Here is a 23,836-nt window from a genome sequence, read left to right on the forward strand (position 1 = left end):
GATTTACCCGAGAAAGTGACAAGGTATATTCTGGTAATTGACGCTACCTGACCACCGTGCCGGTTAGGTAGCGTGTAACAGGCAAGGGGGTGGCTGTGTCTGACTTTATGACTTCCGCAGCTCGCTTCCATCCCCTTCTGCTTTCATTAAAGCAGCACGGATGAGGTTTTTCGTACAGACACTCACTTTCGGGGCAGGCGCAGGCCAAAGATATTGTGCCCGTTCTCATGCCGGTAGTAAGCACTTCCGCCATGTAAAGCGGCGATTGCGCTTACCAGCGACAGTCCCAGCCCGCTTCCGGCCGTATGACGGACGTTATCGCCCCGCCAGAAGCGTTCAAATAATTTTTCAGGCTCCTCCAGCGCTTCGCCCGCGTTCAACACCTCAATCTCAACGTAGTCAGCGTGATGACAGGTACTGACCTGAATCGTGCCTTTTTCTGGCGAATAACGAATGGCGTTGATCAGCAGGTTACTCATCGCACGCTGGAACAGCATTTTATCCGCGGTGAGGCTGCCTGCGGCGCTCAGCTCAATGGCCTTCTCCTGCTCTTCCGCAACCGGTTCAAGAAAGTCGATCAGCGATTCCAGCGCGTCCTGCAGCAGGAAGTCCTGTTTATTGAGTCTGATATTGTGGTGCGTGGCGCGAGCCAGGAAGAGAATGTTTTCAGTGAGACGCGACAGACTCTCCAGCTCTTCAATGTTGCCTTCGAGCAGCGTCTGATATTCAGCGGCAGAGCGTTCATGACCCAGCGCGACCTGATTCTGGCCCAGTAACACATTAATGGGCGTGCGGATTTCGTGGGCCAGATCGTCGGCAAATTGGGTCAGACGGATAAAGTCCGTGGATAAGCGCTGACGCATAGCGTTAAGCGCATTGCCAATCGGTAGCAGCTCCTGCGGGATAGCCTGAAGCGGCACGGGCTGATTTAACCGGTCACTGGCCGTTTCTGCCACGATCTTACTTAACCGGCCGATCGCCCTTAGCCCTCTGCGAATCAACAGCGGACTGACTGCGGCGCACAGCAATATGGCCGCCAGTGAAACCAGAATGCTTTGCTGGCGATAACGCTCCAGCATCAGTGCTCGCTCCCGCGCGACCCGGGCAAGCGTAATAGTTACCGGCCCGAGCGAGGAGTTTGCCTGCAGGCTTAACGCCGACGCTTCCGTCTTATCCGCACTGATCCAGCGGTGCAGCTGTTTCTCACTGGGTGGCATGCTGACCGGCGTGGGCGAGATTGCGGGCAACGATATTCCGGTATGATTAATACTGACGTTTTGCTCATGCTGCGAGCGGATGCTGAGAATGTCCTGATGGATATCGACCATTCGATTGAAGTAAAGCGGTAGCGAGCTGGGATGGGCTCCATCTTCAAGCAGTTGTCTTAACTGCGCCGCCCGGTTGATCAGCGTTTGATCGTCCCGCCAGACCAGTTCACTGCGTAATGCTTTATACAGAATCAGGCTGATGCCGCCACAGGCCATCGCCATGATCAGCGTAAAAATCGCCGTCAGCCGCAGCGTCAGAGAAGGGCTAGTCACCCTCGCCTCCTTTTTCTGACAGGCAATACCCCATGCCCCTTACCGTAGTGATGAGCTTTTGAGGAAAGGGATCGTCGACTTTACGGCGCAGGCGACGGATAGCAACATCGACGATGTTGGTTTCACTGTCGAAATTAACGCCCCATATTTCGCTGGCCAGCAGCGTCCGCGGCAGAATCTCACCGTGACGGCTGGCGAGCAGCCATAACAGCATGAACTCTTTGCGCGTCAGTGCAAGAGTGACACCGTCACGCACAACCTGAAAGCGCGCTGAGTCCAGCACCAGATCGCCTACCCGCAGGACGCTACTGTGCGGCTGCTGCTGCCGGAGCTGATTCCTTATGCGAGCCAGCAACTCCGCAAAAGAGAACGGCTTAACCAGGTAATCATTGGCCCCCAGTTCCAGCCCTTTCACCCGATCATCCACCGAGTCTCTGGCAGTCACGCAAATCACCGGAATCTGACTGGCGGTACGCAGGGTTTTCAGCACCTGCCACCCATCCATTCCCGGCAGCATAATATCCAGTATCACCAGGCTGTAGGGATGTGACAGCCCCAGATGCAGGCCATCCCGGCCGTCTGCGGCGTAATCCACGGTATAGCCCGCTTCTTCCAGCCCCTTACGCACCCAGGCGCTCGCCTTCTGGTTATCTTCAATCAGTAATAGTTTCATCGGCGCAGTTTGCCATGAAATTTATGACCGCCCCAGCGTTTCAGCGCCAGATGACAATATGGTCATCTTTCTGACAGGCAGAACGAACAACCGTACAGGTATAACAGCGGGGTGATTAACACCGGAGTATTAAAAAATGAAAAAGAGCCTCACTGCCCTGACCCTCGCCACGCTGCTTGCCGTTCCCGCGGTCACCTTCGCGGCCAGTAAAAATCCGCTGAGCGTTCATGTGCTGAACCAGCAGACCGGGCTGCCGGCCTCAGAGGTTGAGGTGATGCTTGAGCAGAAACAGGGAGAAAGCTGGAAAGTACTGAATACCGCCAATACTAACCAGCAGGGTCGGATAGATGCACTTTGGCCAGCAAAGCCCTTTGAGGCGGGTGACTATCGGGTGATTTTTAAAACCGGTCACTATTTTGCGGCACATCAACAGCAGAGTTTCTTCCCCGAAATCCCGGTGGAGTTCCATATCACCAATACCACTACCACCTATCACATTCCGTTGCTGCTGAGCCAGTACGGTTATTCCACCTATCGCGGGAGCTGAGATAAATGAAACGTTTACTGCTGGCATTGATGCTGACTACCGGACCTGCCGTGGCGCTCGCTGCTGAGCCAGCCTCCGTCTATGACATGACGCAGGCGCTGAGTAATTAACTGGCAACGGAGGCCTTGTCCGCCTGCCATAATATGAATCGTCAGGGCGTCGTCGCCGTGGTAGATCGGGGTGGAAATCTGGTCACGCTGATGCGGGATGACAACGTGGGTCCCCACAACACCCAGGCAGCCTGGCGTAAAGCGTTTACTGCGCTCTCCACCAAAACGCCAACCAGACAACTGACCATAAAGGCGCAATCCTCACCGGAAAGCGTCAATCTGAATACGGTTAATGAGCTATTGCTGCTTGGCGGCGGCGTGCCGGTGCAGTATCGCGGCCAGTGGATCGGCGCTATCGGCATGGCGGGCACCGGCGGCGCGGAATCCGACGATCAATGTGGGACCGAAGCGATTAATAAAGTGCTGGGTAACAGCAAGCAACCGTAATCATGATGAACGCGCGGCAGGTTTTATTCCTGCCAGACACGGGGAATAAACTGTTCCCCGTGTTGTTTAATTAAGTCGCCGCCAGAACGGCTGCTTTGTGCCAGAAGCGGACTCAGAGTAACAAAGGTTAAGATTTTCTTTTTACACTATGCCTCTGGTCAGATTTTTTGACTGTTCCACTCTTGCCTGGTTATTTCCCATAACTCAGAATCCAGTTCGCCTTCGATATATTGTTTCTTGCAATTCTGAACAAGCCGCATTCCGTTATTCAACGATATTTTTTTTGATGCGCTATTTGCGCTTGCTTTTGGCGCTCGCAAAACTTCCCGATGAAGAGTATTAAACCAAAAATCAGTAACTACGTAACATGCTTCAGACATATACCCTTTACGCTGCCACTCAGGCACAATCCAGAATCCACGGTTGTTATCCTTTTCATCTGAAAGGCTTATCAGCCCAATCATAGCTGATGGTTCTTCTTTACGTCTTATGGTCCAGAACCAGGCTAATCCTTTGGCTGATGCAGGTAGCGCGAGCATGTTGACATAACGACTGGCTCCATCGTCAGGGAAAGGCCAGGGAAATCCTGCGGCAAGATGGCGAACAATTTCCCACTGCGGAAAAATCTTCTGGATTTGAAGAGCATCTTCGGCTTGAAGTGGACGAAGATAAAGGCGCGAAGTTTCCAATGCAGGTGTTTTCATATGTTCCCCTTAATAAAGAAAGCTGCCATCTCGTAGACCAGTAACATATTGCTTGAGCATAAACCTTTATTATCTACTTCTGTTATAGGGTTCAACCATTTGAAGCCTTGTAGCAGGTCGCTGTATTACGCGTAATCAACGACCGCTTTTCGCTCTTAGCGGACATCTGACTGTTACCCGCCCCTTTTTTTCAGGAGCGAACGTTCATGATTTTAAGATAAGCATAAAAGTGCATACGATTTCAGAAAGCATTAACTGCCTGGTACAGATTACAGAGACAGGCCGGACTCACCAATAAAATCGACAAAGCAGCGTATTCTCGGTGAGAGATACCGGCTGGCTGGCCAGAGTGCCGAGAAAACCCCCTGCCTGGTACAGCTACCTGGCAATACCTCTTTCAGTTGCCCCGTGTTCAAAGATTCGCGAACGACAAAACCGGGCACATAGCAAATCCCCATACCTGACAGGCTCAGGCGAACAGAAGCCTCTATATTATTTACGGTCAGAACAGAGGCTGTCCTCAAATCAGCACCCGGGCACATACCGCGCAGTTCCCAGGGCTGGAGCAGCCCCGTTGAGGGAAAACGAAAAGAAATGCACCTGTGCATCGTTAAATCCGCTGGCGAGCCGGGTACGCCATATTCATTCAAATAGGAAGGGCTGGCGCAGAGCACAAAACGAAAATCACCAACCTTTTTAGATTTCAGTCGGGAGTCCGTCAGTTCACCGCTTCGTATGGCTACATCAAATCCTTCATCAATGATGTTTACCAGCCGGTCGCTGAAATCGAGATCGAGTTCTACATGAGGATAACGGCGGGAAAAGTCCGGCAGAAGAGGAAGGATCAACCTGTAGCCAATGACAGGAAGTGAAACCCTGAGCTTCCCGGAAGGCTGCGCTAAGCTGCTCGTCAGTTCTGACTCCGCCTCCTGTAATTGCTCAAGAATCTGCTGGCAGCGGATTAATAAAGCAGCCCCCTCCGCTGTCAGACTCACGTTTCTTGTACTGCGGTTTAAGAGACGTACGCCCAGTTTATGCTCAAGTCTGGCGACATTCTTCCCGACCGCTGAGGCAGAAATCCCAAGCAGCCTTGCGGCCTGTACAAAACTCAGCGTCTCCGCTGTCCGGACAAACGAAGTAAGAGAGGTCAGACTGTCCATTGATTATAAACTTAATGTCCGTTAAGAAGAGATTTTCAGTGTATTTATTCACTCTGATGTCTGCAATAACATTACTGAAGTTTGTTAACCCATCCGCTTTTCGGAAACATAAGGTCACCCAATGGCAACTTCAGCCAGAACACCCAGTCCAATGGCCAGGAATATGGCAGCCTTTTCTGTCTATCTGGCGGCTATATTGCTGCCGTTAAGCTTTACCGGTGGTGTAATCTCCACGCCGGCAATACAACAGGCGCTTGGCGGCTCGCCTGCCGCGCTGTCATGGCTGACGAATGGATTTATGCTGACTTTCGGCAGTTTTTTGTTGTCAGCCGGTGTTGCTGCGGATGTTACTGGCAGAAAGCGCATTTTTACCGCAGGCTCAGCCCTGTTTTGCCTGAGCAGCGTTATGATCTGCCTGACTCAGGATATCTTTATGGCTGGGTTGTTCAGGTCACTGCAGGGTCTTGCGGCGGCCTTGATATTGGCCAGCGGCAGCGCCGCACTGGCCCGTCTCTATGAAGGTCCGGACAGGACACGGGCCTTCAGCATACTTGGCACTATGTTTGGCGTGGGCCTGGCGTTCGGCCCTGTGTTGATGGGTTTCATTACGGATGCTTTGGGCTGGAGATGGTTGTATGCCATGTTAGCTCTGCTTTCAGGCATTGTACTTTTGACCGGTGCTGCGTTTCTGCCAGCATCAGAAGAGAGCGGACATCAGAAACCAGACGGCACAGGATTAATCATGTTTACTGCAGCCCTGATGTTATTTACATCAGCGGTGATGCTTATACCTGCCTTTGGGTTTTTATCGTTTCCCACACTCGCCCTTTTCATTTCCGCCATGCTGCTTTTCAGCGGGTTTGTAGTGCGTTGCCTGGGGGTTGAAAATCCTGTTCTGGATATCTCTCTGCTGCTGCGCCCGCGCTTTGCCGGCGTTCTGCTACTGCCGATAGCAACATGCTATTGCTATGTTGTGCTGCTGATTATTATTCCGCTGCATTTTATGGGCGGTGACGGGATGAGTGAGTCCCGGAGCGCTTTTTATCTTATGGCGCTGACGTCTCCAATGCTGGTTTTCCCGTCCATTGCCGCACTGCTGACAAGGTGGTTTTCTCCGGGAACCGTTTCAGCTGCGGGACTTATTATTGCATCAGTCGGGCTGCTTTTCCTCGGATACGCACTACCGGGTAACAGCAGTAATTTTCTTGTGCTTTCACTTATTATGACGGGTACCGGCGCTGCGCTTCCATGGGGACTGATGGATGGTCTGGCACTTTCAGCTGTATCTGTGGAGAAAGCGGGCATGGCCGCAGGCCTCTTTAATACCGTTCGCGTTGCTGGAGAAGGGATCGCTCTGGCGATGGCGTCAGCATTTTTAACAGAAATGAATGATTTGAATCTGAAAAACACCGTTCACGGGTATGCGCCAGAGGTCATTCACCAGGCTGCCGCATGGCTGGGGGGCGGCAGTACTGAGCAGGCCGCTGCGATGTTACCCGGTATTTCACGATTATTGCTTCAGGACAGTTATGACACTGCGTATACGTTTCTTTTTAGAGTTCTGGCTGCTGTCACGCTGATTTGCGCGCTGATGGTCTGGATCACGCTGGGTCGGCAGAGGCAAGGCTGTGCTGCAGGCAATACGCTGGCCAGAGATGAGTGAAAAATCCTGATCGAATAAGGTCGTAAGCGTTCATTTCATCACGTCCGCTTTTCGCTCATAGCGGGTATTATCCGATGTCAGACTGCTCTATGCCAGGAGCGGCCCCTCGTAAAGCTGATTCTTTTCACGGGACAAACTTAGTCAAAATCACCCATGAGGTAACGGTTAAACCCGTTGTGATTAAGAGGCCGTTCTTTTCTCAGCGGGTTATGGAGAATAATGCAGTGTGTCGTAAAAAATATTTCCTCAAATGTGTATTATGAGGCGCTGCACGGCGGGATCTTTAAAAAAGATATTCTCTTTGGCTACTGGTAAGAACGCTTTATTAAATTATTTATTTTAAATTTTGAGACATATTGATGCCGGTAATATGAAAGCCATTCTTCTGATACAGTGCTTTGGCTGAGGCATTATTCGGAGCTACCCTAAGTCCGACTTCATCGATGTTCATTATTTTTAGCAATCTTTTCATTTCGCATAAGGCCAGACCACCGAATCCACGGCCGCGCCAGTCAGGATAAATGTAGAAATCACTTATCCAGGCTGATGACCCGGTGATCGACAGCCAGAGGATGCCAATAACGTCCTCTGGTTCATCAGGCTGTTGGATACACCACAGCTGATTAGCCGGGGTCACAACTCCCTTTGTTAACACTGTATCAATAGATTCTATGGCTTTGATTCGTGCTTTTTCGGAAAGATATCCGCGATTGTTTTGCAGATCCTGCGAATATTCATGGATGAAAAGAGAACGATAATTTACGAATTCTTCTTCATTCATATTCCTGAGAGTAATCACACTGTCTTCCTGATGAGGTAGTTATGTGTTGAAGATATCACCTGGAAACTGTTTTTCAAGCGTCTCTGTTAAGGAATGTTTTCTCTGCACGTTTGAATCACCACTGAGAATGGTGATATTTCAGAATAGCGAGTAAACGGCACTTACTGATTATTGCTAAGCGCCGCTTTTTGCCGTAGCGCCTGTTAACCAGCTTCAGAAGTTAACCCGCCCCTTTGCCAACAGACTCAGCCAGCAGGCCCGGAACGCTGTGCGGTCCGGGGATGTTACGCTGTTCGATTGAGGTGTCCCAACATATTAAATGTCACTGAAATGGTCAGTTTTGCGTTCCTTCAGCTGATGACGAGACTCTGACCCGGAATGCAATAACCAGCGCGGCAGTAAGCATGATACAGGCAGCTGTAATGAATACCCCCGTCACCCCGTTGAGGCCATATATCAGACCACCTATTGCTGCACCCGCGGCAATGGAGGATTGAACGGCGGCGACCACCATACCCCCTGCGCTCTCGGCCTCATCGGGAAGAGTCCGGGCGACCCAACCTGACCATGCCACCGGTATGCCACCAAATGCCAGCCCCCACAGCATGACCAGCGCCGTAAGCCCGGCGATTGATAACGGCAGAGTGATCATACCCAGTGCCGCAGCTCCCACCAGAGCAGGCATAATAATCAGCGTAAAACGCAGGCTGCGTTCCATCAGCCACCCTGCCGACAGTGTCCCGATAAAGTTAGCAACGCCAAACACCAGAAGTATTAACGCCAGCCCTTTTGCATCTATGTGTGCGAGTCCTTCCAGCGCAGGCCGTATATAGGTAAACAGCGCATACTGGCCGGTGTGTGCAAGCACGCACCCCAGCATGCCCACGCTCACGCCCGGCCTCTGGAGCAGAGAAAATACGGATGCCGTCCTGGTCCTGACTACCGGCGGCATTCCGGGCAGCGTCAGCCACTGAAAAATGAAAGAGAGTGCGCCAACCGCAGCAGCGGCAATAAACGCGCTACGCCAGCCAGACATCTCGCCCAGATAACTTCCCAGCGGTACGGCAACAACAGTACCTACCGCGATTCCACTAAAAATGATCGACAGCGCCCGCGGTACCAGCCTCTCCGGCACTAGCCTCATCGCAACCGCCGCTGCCATACTCCAGAATCCACCCAACGCGATACCCAGCAGGATGCGCATTGCCAGCAGCATGACAATACCTGAAGAGAGCGCCACGAGCAGATTTGAGAAGATCATAAGGGCAGTAAAGCTCAACAACACGATGCGCCGGTCCAGCGCACGCGTTAATCGCGGTATCAGTAATCCGGCAAATAACGCAATCACCGCCGTCACTGTTACGGCCTGTCCTGCAAGAGACTCTGACACACCCAAATCCCGGGCAATAGGCGTTAATAAGCTGGCAGGCAGGTACTCTGCGGTGAGCAGGCCAAAAACACCCATGGTTAAAGAAAAAACCGCAAGCCAGGCTGGCTGGATTTTCTCATCTCTTTGCACTCTTTCTTTGTGAACCCTGATAGAAGTTTCATCCGTCATTTCTAAGTCTCCTGGAAAGTCGTTTCAGGAGAAGAAGTCTATTCAGGCGCAGCTGGATGATCTATGCTCTAAAACCCTCACTTTTTTACCCAAAACCCGGAAAGGCATATGACTTCATCCTTCGCTCTGTCATCAGAACTCATCAGCGAGTTGCTTTCCGGCCTGCGGCTATACGGCGTGCGATATCAGCGTATCCAGACGGGAGATACGTTTGGCCTGAACTTCGCAAGCAGGCCCGGTCATGCTTATCTGCACTACGTCGCTGTGGGGGAGATGGTGCTCCATAGTGCAAACGGCGAAGTTCTTACGCTTTCAGCCGGAGAGGCTGTATTTCTTCCCCACGGCGAACGGCATCAGCTTTTGTCGGCAACAGCCGCCGACGTGCTGGATATCGACAATATTGAAACGGCACCACTGGATGAAAAAGTGAGTGGCATTGATACCTGCCCGAGTACTCAGGAAACGCCAGGCGCTGTGCTGTTTTTTGGTTGCATGAAAATTGATCTGGGAAGCATGCAGCGGCTGGCGGATGTGCTGCCTGAAATTATGCATGCCGATGCAAAGGGGATTCAGTGGCCGGGACTCATGCATATCCTTGATGCGATGAAGCGTGAGATATGCTCCGGACGCGTGGGTTATGCAGGTATTCTCGCCAGGCTTGCCGATGTGGCTGGAGCGATGTTTATCAGAGGATGGGTGGAAGATGGTTGCGGCAATAGCCCTGGCCTGGCTGCAGCACTGCGCGATCCGCGTCTGGCTCAGGCCATCCTGGCGATTCATCGCGAACCGGGCCGGGACTGGAGCGTGGCAGAACTCGCTGCCGAATCGCATATATCCCGCTCCGCATTCGCCGAAAGGTTTCAGACCACCATCGGCGTCCCACCGCTACGGTATGCAACAGAAGTAAAGATGCATCTCGCTGTCCGCTGGCTGTCGTCAGAAAACATCACCGTCGACACCGCATCGCAACGGTTGGGATACTCCTCTCAGGCTGCTTTCAGCCGGGCTTTTAAGCGTGTAACGGGCAAGTCTCCGGGCGCGGTACGTTTGCTTAGCTAATGGAGTTTTATCCCTGGCGGGGATAGCAGTAATCGCGACGTAGCTTGACTTCCTTTGTGCTCCAGGAAGTGCAGAACAAAATGAAATAAATCATATTAAAAACAGTATCCGCTACTGGCATATGGCGGTCATCAGCCCGATGGCAGTTTACTTTGTGACAGGAGCGGGCCTTGCAAACATCATTGTTTTAATAAGCAGATAACGGGTTAGGCCATGTGGACTTCATTGACCGCGCTCCATTAACTCTAGCGTCTGCCCATCGGGACTTTGTAAATATATTACTCTGGTTCCCTGCATGGGGCCTGATAAGACCGTCTGAGGTTTACCTGGTGTTTTCCAGCCATACTCCGATACTTTGCTCAAGAGCGTATCAAGGTCTTCAACTATAAACGCAAGGTGAGCATAGCCAGGGATGTAGGGTGCTGAAGGTTCTTCTGGCTGTTTAATGTTATCGTATTGCAGTAATTCAATTTTAATACCAGCCAGTTCAAGTAACGCCATTCGTACATCAGCCCCCCTTGCGCCTGTGACTTCATCAATGATAGGCCCAGACATTTTCCCTTCGCGTAATAACTCCCCTCCAAGAATATGAGTCCAGAAGAGTAATGACTCTTGAATGTTTTTAACTGAAAAACCGACGTGATCAGCTCTTTTTATCATGAAATTACCTGCTGAGTTTCAAAAAATGAGCACCAAACTATCTGAAATCTGTATTTTAGTACTTCACGATAAGTGTGGAGGTAATTTACTCATCAAAACATAGAGTTAAGACTGGCCTGAATGATATCTTTATGATTATCTACCGTGAGAGCTATGCACGTTAACTAATCCCTGTAGAAAAATACGCGACTGCGTCGCAAGCCTATATCAATTATAGAAAACCTGCGCTGGTCCGCTGTCCGCTCATAGCGGACACTCACCACATGTATCTTCTTTTTATGTTGCGATCCTTAATATCCTGGCCTGATAAGAACGGCTTTCAGCTCTAATGCAACATAACATCTGTGACCAGCATGCCGCGATTCAACCCGTTCCCCTGCAGAAGAGGCCGGGGTTATGTCACAGGAGTCGGCAGAGGCCGGGCGGGAAATGGATCGTTGGGTGGTGCCGGATAAACTGCCATCACTCAGGCTGACACTATGCGATGTCTTTTAAGGAAGATCGGGATTTACTGGTGCCGGTAAAAACGACTGATATGACTTCACCGGCTTTGCAGTTCAGGCCTGGCAACCCGGTGTCTCAGCATTGCCTTGCTGTCTGCTTAGTCTGTATGCATGAAGTCGCCGGGGTCATCAATCTCCGGCAAACCACGTTAACGGCATAGGGATAACTATTTAGCTCCACTCATCCCGGGAGAACCATCATGTCCTCCCTCATTCCCGCCACTGCCACCCTGCCCGCCGACGCCGCCAGGACCCGCATCGCCTCCGTTTCCGCCATTACCTGATCCGTCACCATTACCGCCGTTCCCTCCATTTCCTCCGTTTTCACCACCATTACCGCCGTCGCCGCCATTTCCGTTGCTGCCAGAACCAGCATTCCCTCCGTCTCCCCCGTTTCCGTCACCGCCACCGTCACCACCGTCGCCACCGTCGCCGTCTGCCCATGCCGCAGTGCTGAATATTCCGGCCGCCAGAGAAGAGGTTACCGTGAGTACGACCATGAAAGGTCTCAGTAATGCTGAGGTGAGAATAATGAGATATACAGCTTTCATGAGAAGGTTTTTCATATCATCCTCTGCGCTATGACTTATATGCCGCCGCCGCTATCACCGCCATCACCACCATCACCACCATCACCACCGGATGAGTTGTTCCCGCTTCCTCCGTTGCCACCATCCCCTCCATCGGCTCCGTTAGTGCCGCCATTTCCGCCATCTCCGCCATTTGAGTTGGAGCCTGTACCAGCATTACCGCCGTTACCGCCATCCCCTCCGTTTTCGCCCGGACCACCGTCCCCGCCGTTTCCACCATCAGAAATCAGTGATAAGGAATCAGGAAAAGGAATCGGGGAGGCCGGAGAGGCATAACCGCAGTGTGTAAAAATCACCAGTATCAGAGTGGAGCACCTTAGTAGGGTACGGTATCGTTTACAGATGTTCTGACTGGTCATTGTTACCTCCATCACCGCCAGCACCTCCGGGCGCATTGTCAGTTGAACCACCATCACCCCCGTTGCCACCATTGGCGCTACCCTGTCCATTTTTATGATGTTTGTGGTGTTTATGGTAGGGTTCAGTCGCGGCGCCTGCCCCATTTCCCCCATTTCCGCCGTTACCACCTGTAGCAGAACCGTTACCGCCGTTACCTCCGTTCAGACAGCCTGTACCGGGCACGCCGTCTTTACCACTTTCTCCATCAGGCGAACTGCCGTTCCCATCTTGTCCGTTCAGGCTCTCACAGGCAGACAGCTGAATAGTGTCCTGCGGGAGTGTCTGACTGAATACCGGCAGGGAAAGGAGCAGCCCTGCAGATAGTGGAAAAAAAATCAGCGTGTTGTGTAGCTTTGACATAGAAGTTTCATCCTTTAATTAATGGCCGCCTTCATGAGGCGACCATTTTTAGTTAGATTCTGCAGCCTGATTACGCACCGCCGCCATCACCACCATCGCCACCGCTATCACCACCATCACCGCCGCCGTCACCGTCTCCGGAACCATTACCGTTAGCGGAGCCGTTGCCAGTGCCGTTATCATTACCGCTGCCATTCCCGTTACCGCTGGCGCTGTTATTTCCTCCATCGCCGCCAGGGCCACCAGGAGAATTAGAACCAGAACCCCCGTTGCCGCCGTCACCTCCATTAGCATCGCCGACAAGTAAGAAGGTCTGTGGGGAGTGATTCGTAAACGGTTGGTTATGTAACGGTGCAGCGACTGCAAGTCGCGCCGCAGAGAGAACAAAAACAGCCAAAGCAAGCGTTAATTTTTTATGTCTCATAATCCATCCTTAAAGATAATAAATACATGAGATAATCGCTGGCCCACCCCATAGCTAATGAGCTATTTCATTAAAAGTAAATTATCTAAAAAATAAAAACTATGGAGTGTAATGAAACGTTTTTCGTTGTTTTAGAATGTTTTCGTTTAATTTTAAAAAAAATTTTCGGGGATGCTATTTTTTAACTAACTCGTTAATAGCTAATGACATTAAAGGCTAATAATCACCCTGCTAACAATTTACTCTTTTCATGAAATAATACATATTGCATTTTTATTAAGGCACTTTTTTCATAAGCAGGGAATGACAATCCTGAACTCAAAAAAAAGCAAAAGCATATATCATTTTCTATAATTCATCTGACTTTTAAGAGGTATGGTAAGGGGACACTGTTTAACCACTCAGAATTAATTTTCCTGAACCTCAGAAATCCGTAATTTCAGGAAGCACTACCCTAACTGCTGCAGGCAGGACCTCGCGGGGCTGAATAAAGGTGAAACCCGTAACGCGCAGATGCATGCGATATTTATGCACCGGCTGGAAGAAATCAGGGCCCGAAATCCGGCAAATCAGAGCTGCATGTTGCGCAGTAAAGTAACTGCCCCGCTTCCCATTGATAAAAACCGCCTGTTTCGATGGTGTGCTGACATGCGGCAGAGCGGGCTGAAGCCCGCCCCTGTAAACGCCTGTCGTCAGACATAGCCCATCATTTTCAGCAGCGACTGCACCTGATTCATTGCTTCGCTGCGATGGGTGACGCCCAGCTTCTGATAGAGATTGCGGATATGGGTTTTGATGGTGGTGGAGGCCACCGCCAGCTCACCGGCGATTTGATCGTTGCTGTAGCCAGAATAGATCAATCCCAGCACCTGCCATTCACGCTGCGTCAGCGGACTGGTTCGGATCAGCTCCGGCACGTCAGGATGGTTAAGCAACCGGCTGACAAAGCCTTCATCGAAATGGGCGAATTTGTGACGGTGATATTTGTTGATCTCCAGCAGGATGCGCCGGGCACGGTGGCTGTCCAGTTCATTCAGGGTATTCAGCTGAATCAATTGCCGCAACTGCTGCGCCATCATCTCGCCTTCAATCACAAAATGGCTGATAAAACCGGTGCTGCGCGCCAGTTTCAGCGCCTCAATCAGGACACGCTGCGCCTCCGCTTTGCGGTCGGTCTGCCAGTAGATCTGATTCAGCAGCAACAGATTGCGGTTTAAATCGCTCATCAGGCGCAGGGCACGGGCATTCTCATTCAGCTCCTCCAGCACCACTTCCGCCTGGCTGACATCACCCAGCAGGATCTGCGCGCGGGCGATGTTCCGCCATTGTCCCTGCAGAAAATGGTTATTGGCGAAGGCGGGTTTAGGCGTCTGCCGCATCCAGTCACGGGCGTTCTGGCTGTCGCCGGTCAACTGCCAGTAAATGACCCGGACTTTGTCAGCATTGGCTATCCAGTCGCTGTGCCAGTTGCCATTGTTCAGCAGGTTTTCCAGCCGGTTCAGGTAGCTGCGGGCGTTATCCAGATTGCCACGTGCCAGTGAGCACTGCACCAGCAATCCCAGACACTGAATCTGCTGCTGCGGCTGGAAACCGTTCAGTACTTTGATGCCTTCCCGGGCCGCCTGCTCCGCCTCTTCCAGTCGTCCCCAGGCCCACAGCAACTGAGCGCGGATGCGCAGCAGAAACTCATGCAGCGGGAACTGCGCCAGGTGCTGCTCGTCGACCAGCACAAAGGCGCGGCTCTGGATCTCATAGGCTGCCTGCAAAAAGCCCTGAGCAAACAGAATCTCGCTCTGCTGAATCAGGCTCCAGAGGGCGTAGTGCCACACTTCATCGCGCCGCGCCATCTGTTCGGTCTGCCGCATCAGTTTGAGTGAATCATCCAGCTCGCCTTTGCAGTGCATCACTTCACCATGCACTGAGGTTGCCACAATGCGGCTGTAGTGACGGCTCGCTGGCAGGGTGTCGAGCGCCACTTTCGCCAGCCGCTCCGCTTCATCGGTATTACCATCGTTAATCGCCACCTGGGCGCGCAACGCATTAAATTCACCGCGCAGTGCTGTATCGATCTCGCAGCGGCTGGCCTGTTCAAAACGCGCCAGCAGACTGTCGACTTCGGAGAAGCGATGCTGACTCTGCATCAGCCACGCCTGCAGCAGTACCAGCATTGGATTTTCCAGCATCATCTCCCACGGCAGTGCTTTCAGGGAGTTCTCCAGCAGCGGCAGCTCGCTCTGATTAAACAGCGTCCAGGCGTGCTTCAGCAGCACGTCCCGCAGCATAGTGGCGTCGCCAGAGGCGAGCGCATGATGAATCGCCTCGCCGGGAAAGCCCTGCGCCATCCAGCTCTCAGCCGCAGCCCGATGCAGCGCAGGCAGTTCCGCCGCCAGTTCCCACTGGCAGCGCTGACGCAGGAAGTTACCAAACAGCGGATGGTAGCTGAACCAGCAGCCGGAATCGTCCATGCGCTGCAGAAACAGACCCTGACGCTCAATCTCTTCCAGCCGCATCTGGCCGTTCTCTTCGCGGGTGACACAGGCGATCAGTTCATCGTTCATTGAACGCAGCAGCGCGGTTTTCAGTAAGAAATGGCGGGTAGGCAGATCGACGTTATCCAGAACTTCCTCAACCAGATAATCGGAGAGGTGGCTGGCATTAATACCAGAGAGACGCCGCGCGGAGTGCTGAGCCGAACTGGCCCCCTGTCGCGCCGACAGCACGATCAGTTGCAGCGCCGTAGCCCAGCCCGCTACATCATCACAGAGTCGGCTGCTCTCTTCGCTTTCCAGCGGGGCCGCCAGTCGGCAGTCAAAAAACTGTCGCGCCTCCTGGTGGGTAAAAGCCAGCTGCTGGCTGCCCAGCTCAATCAGTTGCTCACGCACCCGCAGGTTGGCGATACCGAGTTGCGGCAGGTTACGTGACATCAGAATCAGCGTCAGATTTTCAGGCTGATGGCGCAGGAAAAAGCGCATCGCGTCGTGGATCACCGGATTGGTGATCAGATGGTAGTCATCAACGATCAACCACAGCGGCTGCTGCCACTCCACCAGCTCGATAAAGAGTTGAGAAAACAGGGCATTGAGATTGACATACTGCCGTTTCTGGGCCAGCAGCTCACTGCGCGGACAGCCACCGTGGGTGGCCTGTTGCAGTGCAGCGATCAGGTAATCGGCAAAGCGCTCCGGCTGATTATCGCCCTCATCTAAAGAAACCCACCCCAGATCGCTTTTCCCTGCCGCCCACTGCGACACCAGTGTGGTTTTACCATAGCCAGCCGGACTGGTGACCAGCACCAGCCGATAGTTACCGGCAGCGGTGAGTTTTTGCAGCAATCTCTCCCGAATCACAGTGCCTTCAAGACGCACCGGGCGGCTGAGTTTAGCGGGTATTAACATGGGCGCGCGTTTCTCCATTTGTCGAGCGCATCATTATTTTACGCTTCGTAATTATTCCTTACACAGGTTCAGCATTTCGTCAGATGAATGCAAGCAAACCCATTAACTAAACTTTACAAAAGCGTGCGCAATCACACTCCTTCAACGATTTCGGATTAGCCTCATCCTCTCCACCCTCCCCATCCTCCTCCGCTAATTCTTTGCAGGAGGATGAGCGAGGGTTTCCGCGCGGGCAGACTGTCGCCACATTGATCCATTTTCCGTTTTACAGGACATCAACCATGACACAGCCCGATTTCAACCCGATTCAGTTCAATGCTGCCCTGACCCGTCAGTGGCAGCGTTTTGGCCTGCGCGATGCGCAGGAGATGACCACGACACAGTGGTGGCAGGCACTCAGCGGTGCGCTGGCCGATATGCTGGCTGCGCAGCCTGCTCCCCCGGCCCCGACAGAACTGCGCCATGTTAACTATCTGTCGATGGAGTTTTTGATCGGTCGCCTGACCGGCAACAACCTGCTGAACCTGGGCTGGTATGACGCGGTCAACGAGGCCCTGGCCGCCTGGAATATCTCACTCACTGATGTGCTGGAAACCGAAACGGATCCGGCGCTGGGTAATGGCGGCCTGGGTCGTCTGGCAGCCTGTTTCCTGGATTCCATGGCGAATGTGGGTCAGCCCGCTACGGGCTACGGTCTGAACTATCAGTACGGTCTGTTCCGGCAGCGCTTCGAACAGGGCGCGCAGATTGAAGGCCCGGATGACTGGCAGCGCGACCGCTATCCGTGGTTTAACCACAACGCCGCGCTTAACGTGCGGGTCGGACTGGGCGGTAAAGTGGTGACGGTTGCGGGTCAGCCACAGTGGCAACCGGCGTTTGAACTGCTCGGCGAAGCCTGGGATCTGCCGGTGGTGGGTTATCAGAATGGTATCAGCCAGCCACTGCGTCTATGGCAGGCGAAACATGCCCAGCCGTTTAACCTCAGTCGCTTTAACGACGGCGACTTTCTGCGCGCTGAACAACAGGGTATTGATGCTGAAAAACTGACTAAAGTGCTCTACCCCAATGACAATCATCAGAACGGTAAAAAACTGCGTCTGATGCAGCAATATTTTCAGTGCGCCTGTGCGCTGGCTGACATTCTGCGTCGCCATCATCGGGCCGGCCGCAGCATCGAAACCCTGGCCGTTCATGAAGTGATCCAGCTTAATGACACCCATCCGACGCTGGCCATCCCGGAGCTGATGCGTCTGCTGCTGGATGAGCATCAGCTGAGCTGGGATCGCGCCTGGCAGATCACACAGCACACTTTTGCCTACACCAATCACACCCTGATGCCGGAAGCGCTGGAGTGCTGGGATGTGCGTCTGGTGCGCAGCCTGCTGCCGCGCCATATGATGATCATCAATACCCTGAACGCGCAGCTAAAAACGGCTGTCACCGCGCGCTGGCCGGACGATGAAGCGAAGTGGGCCAGACTGGCGCTGGTGCATAATAACCAGCTGCGGATGGCGAACCTCTGCGTGACCAGCGGGTTCGCGGTCAACGGTGTGGCGGCGCTGCACTCGAAACTGGTGGTGCAGGATCTCTTCCCGGAATATCACCAGATGTGGCCGGAGAAATTCCACAACGTGACCAACGGCATTACGCCGCGCCGCTGGATCAATCAGTGCAACCCGGCGCTGAGTGCCCTGATCACCCGGACATTGCAAAAACCCTGGCTGAACGATCTCGATGCCTTGCAGGGGCTGGAAGCCTTTGCGGATGACGCCGCCTTCTGCGCGGAATATCGCGCCATCAAGCAGCAGAACAAAGTCGCGCTGGCGCACTGGGTGAAACAGCGGACCGGCATTGAGATTGACCCCACGGCGCTGTTTGACGTACAGATCAAACGACTGCATGAGTACAAACGCCAGCATCTGAGCCTGCTGCACATCATTGCGCTGTGGCAGACGCTGGTCACCGATCCGCAGGCTAACCGGACGCCGCGCGTGGTGCTGTTTGGTGCCAAAGCCGCGCCCGGCTATGCACTGGCGAAAAACATCATCTATGCCATCAACAAAGTGGCCGAGGTGATCAATCAGGATCCCCGTATCGGTGACCGGCTGAAAGTCGTGTTTATTCCCGATTACAACGTCTCCGTCGCCGAGCGGCTGATTCCCGCCGCCGACCTTTCTGAGCAGATCTCCACCGCCGGTAAAGAAGCGTCCGGCACCGGAAATATGAAACTGGCGCTGAATGGCGCACTGACCATCGGCACACTGGATGGAGCGAACGTCGAGATCGCTGAGCAGGTTGGCAGCGAGAACATCTTTATCTTCGGGCATACCGTGGAACAGGTGGTGGCGCTAAAAGCAGACGGTTATGCCCCGGCGCAGTGGCGCAAGAAAGATCCGCAGCTCAATCAGATCTTACTGGCGCTGGAAGATGGCACCTTCAGCCAGGGCGACTGCCACGCCTTTGATGCGATGTTGCAGAGTCTCGGCCCGAAAGGCGGTGATCCCTATCTGGTACTGGCTGACTTCCAGCCCTACCTTGACGCACAGGCGCAGGTAGAAGCGCTGTGGAGCGATCAGGAGGCCTGGACACGTGCCACCATCCTCAATACCGCACGCTGTGGCATGTTCAGCTCCGATCGCGCTATCCGCGATTACCAGCAGCGCATCTGGCAAGCGAAACGCTAAGGAACGCCATGAAAACAGATCCGGTTATGGACGATTTCTCCCGGGCGGGCATCGCCGCTGAGTATATCAATGCTCACGGCAAGCCACAGGCGATCCCGACCCTGACCCGCCAGCGTTTGCTGGCGGTGATGCAGCCTTCCCATCCGCTGAGCACGCCGCTGCCACCGGTGGTGATTTTTCGCAGCGGCGATCTTCTGAGCCTGTCGCCACAGCTCGCTGACGATGCCCACTGGCATCTCACCAGTGAAGCGGGTGAAATCCGCTCAGGTCGCTGCCAGCCCGCTCAGCCGCTGCATCTGCCGCCGCTGCCGGAAGGCTATCATCAGCTGACGCTGCAACAGGGCGCGCAGCAGTGGTCGTGCCGGATAATAATTGCCCCGGCCCGCTGTTATGAACCCCCGGCCCTGCTGGCAGGTGAGTCATTATGGGGGGCCTGCGTGCAGCTCTATACCCTGCGTTCGGCGGAAAACTGGGGAATCGGCGACTTTGGCGATCTGCGCCGGATGCTGCCGGAGGTGGCCGCACGCGGCGGCGCGTTTATCGGTCTTAACCCTATCCATGCGCTGTTTCCCTCCAGCCCGGAGAGTGCCAGCCCTTACAGCCCCTCGTCCCGGCGCTGGCTTAATGTGCTCTACATCGATGTGGGCGCAGTCGCTGACTTCCGGCAGAGCGCTGCCGCTCAGGCCTGGTGGCAACTTCCGGAAACAGAACAGGCACTGGAACAGGCTCGCGCAGCAGATTGGGTGGATTATGCGGCGGTGACCCGGCTGAAAATTGACGCGCTGAGACTGGCGTGGCCGCATTTTACTCAGCGTGACGCCAGCGATCCCGAGGTGCAGGCGTTTAATGGATTTATACGTGAAGGAGGCGAGAGTCTTCAGCATCAGGCGCTGTTTGATGCGCTGCACGCCGATCAGATAGCACAGGATAGTGATCGCTGGGGCTGGCCGGTGTGGCCGGAGGCGTTGCAGGATCCCGGCAGTCCGGCCGTGCAGGCCTTCCTGCAACAGCACGCCGATCAGGTGCGCTTCTGGCTCTGGCTGCAGTGGCTGGCCGCGAAGCAGTTTGCCGACTGCTGGGACATCTGCCAGCAGCAGCAGATGCCGATTGGACTTTACCGCGATCTGGCGGTGGGTGTTGCGCAGGGTGGCGCAGAGACCTGGAGCGAGCGCGATCTCTACTGCATGGAGGCCAGCATCGGTGCGCCGCCCGATATTCTCGGCCCGCGCGGCCAGGACTGGGGATTGCCGCCCATGGATCCGCAGGTGATGCGTCAGCGCGCCTGGGAGCCGTGGATCGCCCTGCTGCGCGCCAACATGCGTCACTGCGGCGCACTGCGCATTGACCATGTGATGGCGCTAATGCGGCTGTGGTGGATTCCGGCCGGTGAAAGCGCGATGCACGGTGCCTACGTGCACTATCCCATCGACGATCTGCTGGCGATTCTGGCGCTGGAAAGTCAGCGTCATCGCTGCATGGTAATTGGCGAAGATCTCGGTACGGTGCCGGAAGCGATTGTCGATAAGCTGCGCGATGGCGGGGTCTACTCCTATAAGGTGCTCTATTTTGAGCAGGAGTCAGCCCAGCGTTTTCGTCCGCCCGCCGAATGGCCACGGCAGGCAATGGCGGTCGCCACCACTCACGATCTTCCGACGCTGCGTGGCTGGTGGCAGAGCGATGATTTGACCACCGGCGCACAACTCGGCCTCTATCCTGACAAAGTGGTGCTGGCCGGGCTGTATCAGGATCGGCTGCGGGCGAAGCAGGCGCTGCTGCAGAGTCTGCATCGCGTTGGTGCCCTGCCGAAACGTCCCGGACGCGATGCACGTCGCACCGGCATGAGCAAGGCATTAAACCGGGCGATGCAGCGCTATCTGGCTGATAGCCACAGCGCCCTGCTGGGACTGCAACCGGAGGACTGGCTGGATATGGCGACGCCGGTCAATATTCCGGGCACCAGCGATGAATATCCGAACTGGCGACGCAAGCTCAGCGCCACGCTTGAAACGCTGTTCAGCGATCCTGCCACTGACACGCTGCTGCGTGATCTGACGGCACGCCGGAAGCGACTACTGCGCAATTGAAGGTTAACGCGCGACTCAGACTCGTGTCTGACGCAGCCTGTTTTACATCATTTTCAGTTATTACAGCGTGCGGGCCGGCAACGGCTCGCACTCTGCTACTGTAATCAGCGCCTCTCAACAGTGATAAGATCACCCTGAGCACGAGCGTCTGAAAACACTAACCGGATTCTGTTCAGGATTTAATGAACTTAAGAATTTATCTTCGCCCAATCCTGAGATTGCTTTAACAGCAATGCCCAGTCGTCAGGTGGATAGCCGTTATGCAACATTCCTGAAAATACTTTATAGGCGTCACGCATACTGCCATAAGCACGTTTGGTCTCAGCGTCATTCATCCATGCAAGGATGATGGTTTTATGTTGCTCGCTGAATCTAAAGAACAAACGATACTGCATCAAAAACTTTGCACGGAACCAATGCTTATTTTGTTCTCCCAGCGTATCGCCCTGGCGAAACTTTGCCTGATGTGGATCGGCGCAAATCTCACTATTGATAACTTTAAACACAGCGGCTAAAAGCTTAGTCGTCGCTTTTCGCTGGTAACTTTCAGGATATTTAGCCCTGAGTAACTCCACTTCATTGGTCAGCGCAATCAGCTGCGATTCAAAACAGGGATGAACATAAACGTGCCATCCATTTATAACCGTGCTGTCTTCCATACTTAATTACTCATCGTCCATGAGTGGAGCATCCAAATCAACGTCCATACCTTCGGTCAACGATGTAATGCGAGTTAATAATCCTCGATCCAGCGTTTTAATATTTGCAGGCGTGTTGCGTATGTCAGCAGCAAGAAAACTCAGAAAGCTCGCGATCACTGGATCATCATCAGTCACCGTTTCCTGACGGGTAATAAGGACTTTGCCGCCCGGCAGAACAGCGTATTCGATATTCTCACCCGGTTGCAGATTCATCGCATCACGAACTGCGGCAGGGATAGTGGTCTGGCTGCGCGCTGTCAGTTTTGATGAAGCACGCAGAGAGATGTTTGCATGAGTCAGAGTTCCCATTGCGGATTCTCACTAGAAAAAAACAAGATAGCGCAACAGTAATGCAAGTGCATTGGCAATGCAAATGCATTGATCGCGATAAGAGCGAATGTTTTGTTACTAAGTCTTCATTAAAAGTTTTTGATTACGCTTTTCCGTATCGACTGAAAAATTGGCACCCTGTTTTATTTCCTGCCAGACATCAAACTCTTCGCGACTGATAAGCACAGCAGCAGAGCCGCCCCGGCGGGTGATAATCACAGGCTCACCCGCCCTCACGATATCCATGATTTCAGCAAGATATTTTCGGGCCTGTGTTGTCGTGTAACTTCGCATATAGCCTCCAGAAAAGTCATCCCTGAAACAGCTTAGTTAGCCTATATTCATCAAACGCTATTGCCCACAGCATGACTTACGCAATGCGTAAAACCACGCAAAAAAATCATGCAATCAGGATCTCTGCAACAAAAAAAGGTGCGCCGCAGCGCACCAGATGGAACAACATCAGTATTGTCGGGGCAGCTTCACCCCTTGCCTTTAACACTACTGATAAAGGTCTGCCGTGCAGAGGTGGAACCCAGCCGCTCGGCTTCATCCAGCAGTTTCAGCGCCTTATCGATATTGCCGCTGTTCACCGCCTGTCTGATCTTCTGGTTAAAGTAACTCTCGGTGTCGCTCATGATCGGTTCCGCACGGGCTTTTGGCGCGGGCGCTGCGGCGGGTGCAGGCGCCGGTGCTGCGCTGTACGCTGCCGCAGGTGCGGTATTGCCGACGGTCACCGCGCTCGGGCCGGATGAACCAAACAGCGGCCCGACCAGAATGGATGAGCCGGAACTGGTCTGCATCTTCAGCTTGATTGTCCCTTCCCGGCTGTGGCGGGCGACGGGATCGGGAATATCCGGTACCGCATGACCGGTGCCCTGCGCGTAGGCCTTGGCCGGGTCAAGCAGCGTGGTGGTTTGTGTCAGATCGCTGTCGGTGGTGAACACCAGCAGGTAGATTTTTTGCTGACCCAGCGCCGGGGTTAATTTCATCACCCCTTCCAGTCGATCTGCCGCCATCACGCCCGGCTTCTGATAGGTAAAGTAGCGGCTGGGGAACCAGGCCGCGGGACGCAGGTTTTCATCCAGCACCAGCACGTTCGGCGCGAAAACCTGACCGTTCGCCACTTCACTGCTCAGCGTCAGCGTCAGTTCGCCGATATTGGCGGGCAGACTGTAGGCCGCGACCGGACCGGCAATGTGTGGCGCATTCAGCATCTGTCCGCTGTTAGCGAGTTTTGTGGTCTGTGTCTGAGAAGCAGCCAGCGGTTGCCAGCTCAGGCGTTGCAGTGTCTCGGGTGCCACGACCGGTGCGGACGAGAGATCCTGCGGCACCAGATTGACATCCGCCAGGGCGGGAAGCGCGTGTCCTGTCAGTAACGCCGCACTCAGGCAGAGTGCAGCCAGTTTTTTCATTTTCATTATGTCTACCTTATTGCAGGTCGCGGCGTGAACCAGGCAATGGCACACCGCGACCAAAGAGATCCATCAGGCGCAGGCGCGCCTGTCAGAAAAGGTGCTGGC

Annotated in this window: 22 protein-coding genes; 6 read left to right on the forward strand and 16 right to left on the reverse strand. The window is 53.8% G+C overall.

Annotated elements, in window-relative coordinates; genetic code table 11:
* Positions 1 to 182 precede the first annotated feature (182 nt).
* Together ACO6VX_RS10655 and hprR are read right to left on the reverse strand one after the other, a co-directional pair.
* A complete protein-coding gene (locus ACO6VX_RS10655) occupies positions 183 to 1,541 on the reverse strand; it encodes a heavy metal sensor histidine kinase (RefSeq protein ID WP_422458116.1) in 1,359 nt (452 codons plus the stop codon).
* Positions 1,534 to 2,214, reverse strand: a complete 681-nt coding sequence (gene hprR / locus ACO6VX_RS10660) for a response regulator transcription factor HprR (RefSeq protein ID WP_422458117.1) — start codon at positions 2,212 to 2,214, stop codon at positions 1,534 to 1,536. The genes ACO6VX_RS10655 and hprR overlap by 8 nt, the downstream gene beginning before the upstream one ends.
* Positions 2,215 to 2,350: 136 nt before the next feature.
* On the opposite strand from hprR, the gene uraH reads away from it, so the two are divergent.
* Positions 2,351 to 2,761, forward strand: a complete 411-nt coding sequence (uraH, locus tag ACO6VX_RS10665) for a hydroxyisourate hydrolase (protein WP_064702938.1) — start codon at positions 2,351 to 2,353, stop codon at positions 2,759 to 2,761.
* 110 nt (positions 2,762 to 2,871) lie between these two features.
* Complete coding sequence (locus ACO6VX_RS10670) at positions 2,872 to 3,258, forward strand: GlcG/HbpS family heme-binding protein (RefSeq protein ID WP_422458133.1); 387 nt, start codon at positions 2,872 to 2,874, stop codon at positions 3,256 to 3,258.
* 158 nt (positions 3,259 to 3,416) lie between these two features.
* On the opposite strand, the gene ACO6VX_RS10675 is transcribed toward ACO6VX_RS10670, so the two are convergent.
* Together ACO6VX_RS10675 and ACO6VX_RS10680 are read right to left on the reverse strand one after the other, a co-directional pair.
* The gene (locus tag ACO6VX_RS10675; RefSeq protein ID WP_052271598.1) at positions 3,417 to 3,962 is read right to left on the reverse strand and encodes a GNAT family N-acetyltransferase; all 546 of its coding nucleotides are present in this window, start codon (positions 3,960 to 3,962) and stop codon (positions 3,417 to 3,419) included.
* A gap of 269 nt (positions 3,963 to 4,231) precedes the next feature.
* The gene (locus ACO6VX_RS10680) at positions 4,232 to 5,122 is read right to left on the reverse strand and encodes a LysR family transcriptional regulator (RefSeq protein ID WP_422458118.1); all 891 of its coding nucleotides are present in this window, start codon (positions 5,120 to 5,122) and stop codon (positions 4,232 to 4,234) included.
* A gap of 121 nt (positions 5,123 to 5,243) precedes the next feature.
* On the opposite strand from ACO6VX_RS10680, the gene ACO6VX_RS10685 reads away from it, so the two are divergent.
* Positions 5,244 to 6,785, forward strand: coding sequence for an MFS transporter (locus ACO6VX_RS10685; protein ID WP_164480419.1), 1,542 nt, complete (start codon positions 5,244 to 5,246; stop codon positions 6,783 to 6,785).
* A 334-nt stretch (positions 6,786 to 7,119) separates the two neighbouring features.
* Here ACO6VX_RS10685 and ACO6VX_RS10690 read toward each other — a convergent pair whose 3' ends face one another.
* Complete coding sequence (locus ACO6VX_RS10690) at positions 7,120 to 7,566, reverse strand: GNAT family N-acetyltransferase (RefSeq protein WP_157353375.1); 447 nt, start codon at positions 7,564 to 7,566, stop codon at positions 7,120 to 7,122.
* Between the two features lie 334 nt (positions 7,567 to 7,900).
* Positions 7,901 to 9,124, reverse strand: a complete 1,224-nt coding sequence (locus ACO6VX_RS10695; RefSeq protein WP_010670290.1) for an MFS transporter — start codon at positions 9,122 to 9,124, stop codon at positions 7,901 to 7,903.
* Between the two features lie 108 nt (positions 9,125 to 9,232).
* Here ACO6VX_RS10695 and ACO6VX_RS10700 point away from each other — a divergent pair, with 108 nt between their 5' ends.
* Positions 9,233 to 10,183, forward strand: a complete 951-nt coding sequence (locus ACO6VX_RS10700; RefSeq protein ID WP_031592446.1) for an AraC family transcriptional regulator — start codon at positions 9,233 to 9,235, stop codon at positions 10,181 to 10,183.
* A gap of 222 nt (positions 10,184 to 10,405) precedes the next feature.
* On the opposite strand, the gene ACO6VX_RS10705 is transcribed toward ACO6VX_RS10700, so the two are convergent.
* The 6 genes from ACO6VX_RS10705 to malT form a co-directional block, all read right to left on the reverse strand.
* The gene (locus ACO6VX_RS10705) at positions 10,406 to 10,843 is read right to left on the reverse strand and encodes a VOC family protein (RefSeq protein WP_337030011.1); all 438 of its coding nucleotides are present in this window, start codon (positions 10,841 to 10,843) and stop codon (positions 10,406 to 10,408) included.
* 684 nt (positions 10,844 to 11,527) lie between these two features.
* The gene (locus ACO6VX_RS10710) at positions 11,528 to 11,773 is read right to left on the reverse strand and encodes a hypothetical protein (RefSeq protein ID WP_022624743.1); all 246 of its coding nucleotides are present in this window, start codon (positions 11,771 to 11,773) and stop codon (positions 11,528 to 11,530) included.
* 152 nt (positions 11,774 to 11,925) lie between these two features.
* Positions 11,926 to 12,156, reverse strand: coding sequence for a hypothetical protein (locus ACO6VX_RS10715; RefSeq protein ID WP_033760254.1), 231 nt, complete (start codon positions 12,154 to 12,156; stop codon positions 11,926 to 11,928).
* A 116-nt stretch (positions 12,157 to 12,272) separates the two neighbouring features.
* Positions 12,273 to 12,695, reverse strand: a complete 423-nt coding sequence (locus ACO6VX_RS10720; protein ID WP_010247334.1) for a hypothetical protein — start codon at positions 12,693 to 12,695, stop codon at positions 12,273 to 12,275.
* 48 nt (positions 12,696 to 12,743) lie between these two features.
* Complete coding sequence (locus ACO6VX_RS10725) at positions 12,744 to 12,890, reverse strand: hypothetical protein (protein ID WP_241197653.1); 147 nt, start codon at positions 12,888 to 12,890, stop codon at positions 12,744 to 12,746.
* Positions 12,891 to 13,811: 921 nt separating this feature from the next.
* Positions 13,812 to 16,514: an HTH-type transcriptional regulator MalT gene (malT, locus tag ACO6VX_RS10730; RefSeq protein WP_132498995.1), complete on the reverse strand. Its 2,703-nt coding sequence runs from the start codon at positions 16,512 to 16,514 to the stop codon at positions 13,812 to 13,814.
* A gap of 281 nt (positions 16,515 to 16,795) precedes the next feature.
* Between malT and malP the strand changes: the two genes are divergently transcribed.
* Together malP and malQ are read left to right on the forward strand one after the other, a co-directional pair.
* Complete coding sequence (gene malP / locus ACO6VX_RS10735) at positions 16,796 to 19,198, forward strand: maltodextrin phosphorylase (protein ID WP_422458119.1); 2,403 nt, start codon at positions 16,796 to 16,798, stop codon at positions 19,196 to 19,198.
* Positions 19,199 to 19,206: 8 nt separating this feature from the next.
* Positions 19,207 to 21,282, forward strand: coding sequence for a 4-alpha-glucanotransferase (gene malQ / locus ACO6VX_RS10740; RefSeq protein WP_422458120.1), 2,076 nt, complete (start codon positions 19,207 to 19,209; stop codon positions 21,280 to 21,282).
* A gap of 188 nt (positions 21,283 to 21,470) precedes the next feature.
* Here malQ and ACO6VX_RS10745 read toward each other — a convergent pair whose 3' ends face one another.
* The 4 genes from ACO6VX_RS10745 to malM all read right to left on the reverse strand — a co-directional run bounded on the left by ACO6VX_RS10745 (position 21,471) and on the right by malM (position 23,734).
* Positions 21,471 to 21,941, reverse strand: a complete 471-nt coding sequence (locus ACO6VX_RS10745) for a type II toxin-antitoxin system YhaV family toxin (RefSeq protein WP_045140153.1) — start codon at positions 21,939 to 21,941, stop codon at positions 21,471 to 21,473.
* A 6-nt stretch (positions 21,942 to 21,947) separates the two neighbouring features.
* Positions 21,948 to 22,292 (reverse strand): type II toxin-antitoxin system PrlF family antitoxin, encoded by a 345-nt coding sequence (locus ACO6VX_RS10750; RefSeq protein ID WP_033768537.1) that lies wholly within the window; start codon positions 22,290 to 22,292, stop codon positions 21,948 to 21,950.
* A gap of 99 nt (positions 22,293 to 22,391) precedes the next feature.
* Entirely contained in the window at positions 22,392 to 22,607 is a 216-nt protein-coding gene (locus ACO6VX_RS10755; protein ID WP_010247349.1) for a type II toxin-antitoxin system Phd/YefM family antitoxin, read from the reverse strand.
* A gap of 188 nt (positions 22,608 to 22,795) precedes the next feature.
* A complete protein-coding gene (gene malM, locus ACO6VX_RS10760; protein WP_167433094.1) occupies positions 22,796 to 23,734 on the reverse strand; it encodes a maltose operon protein MalM in 939 nt (312 codons plus the stop codon).
* Between the last annotated feature and the right edge of the window lie 102 nt (positions 23,735 to 23,836).

The organism is Pantoea sp. BJFS-204, assembly GCF_049310725.1.
GTDB classification, from domain to species: domain Bacteria; phylum Pseudomonadota; class Gammaproteobacteria; order Enterobacterales; family Enterobacteriaceae; genus Pantoea; species Pantoea agglomerans.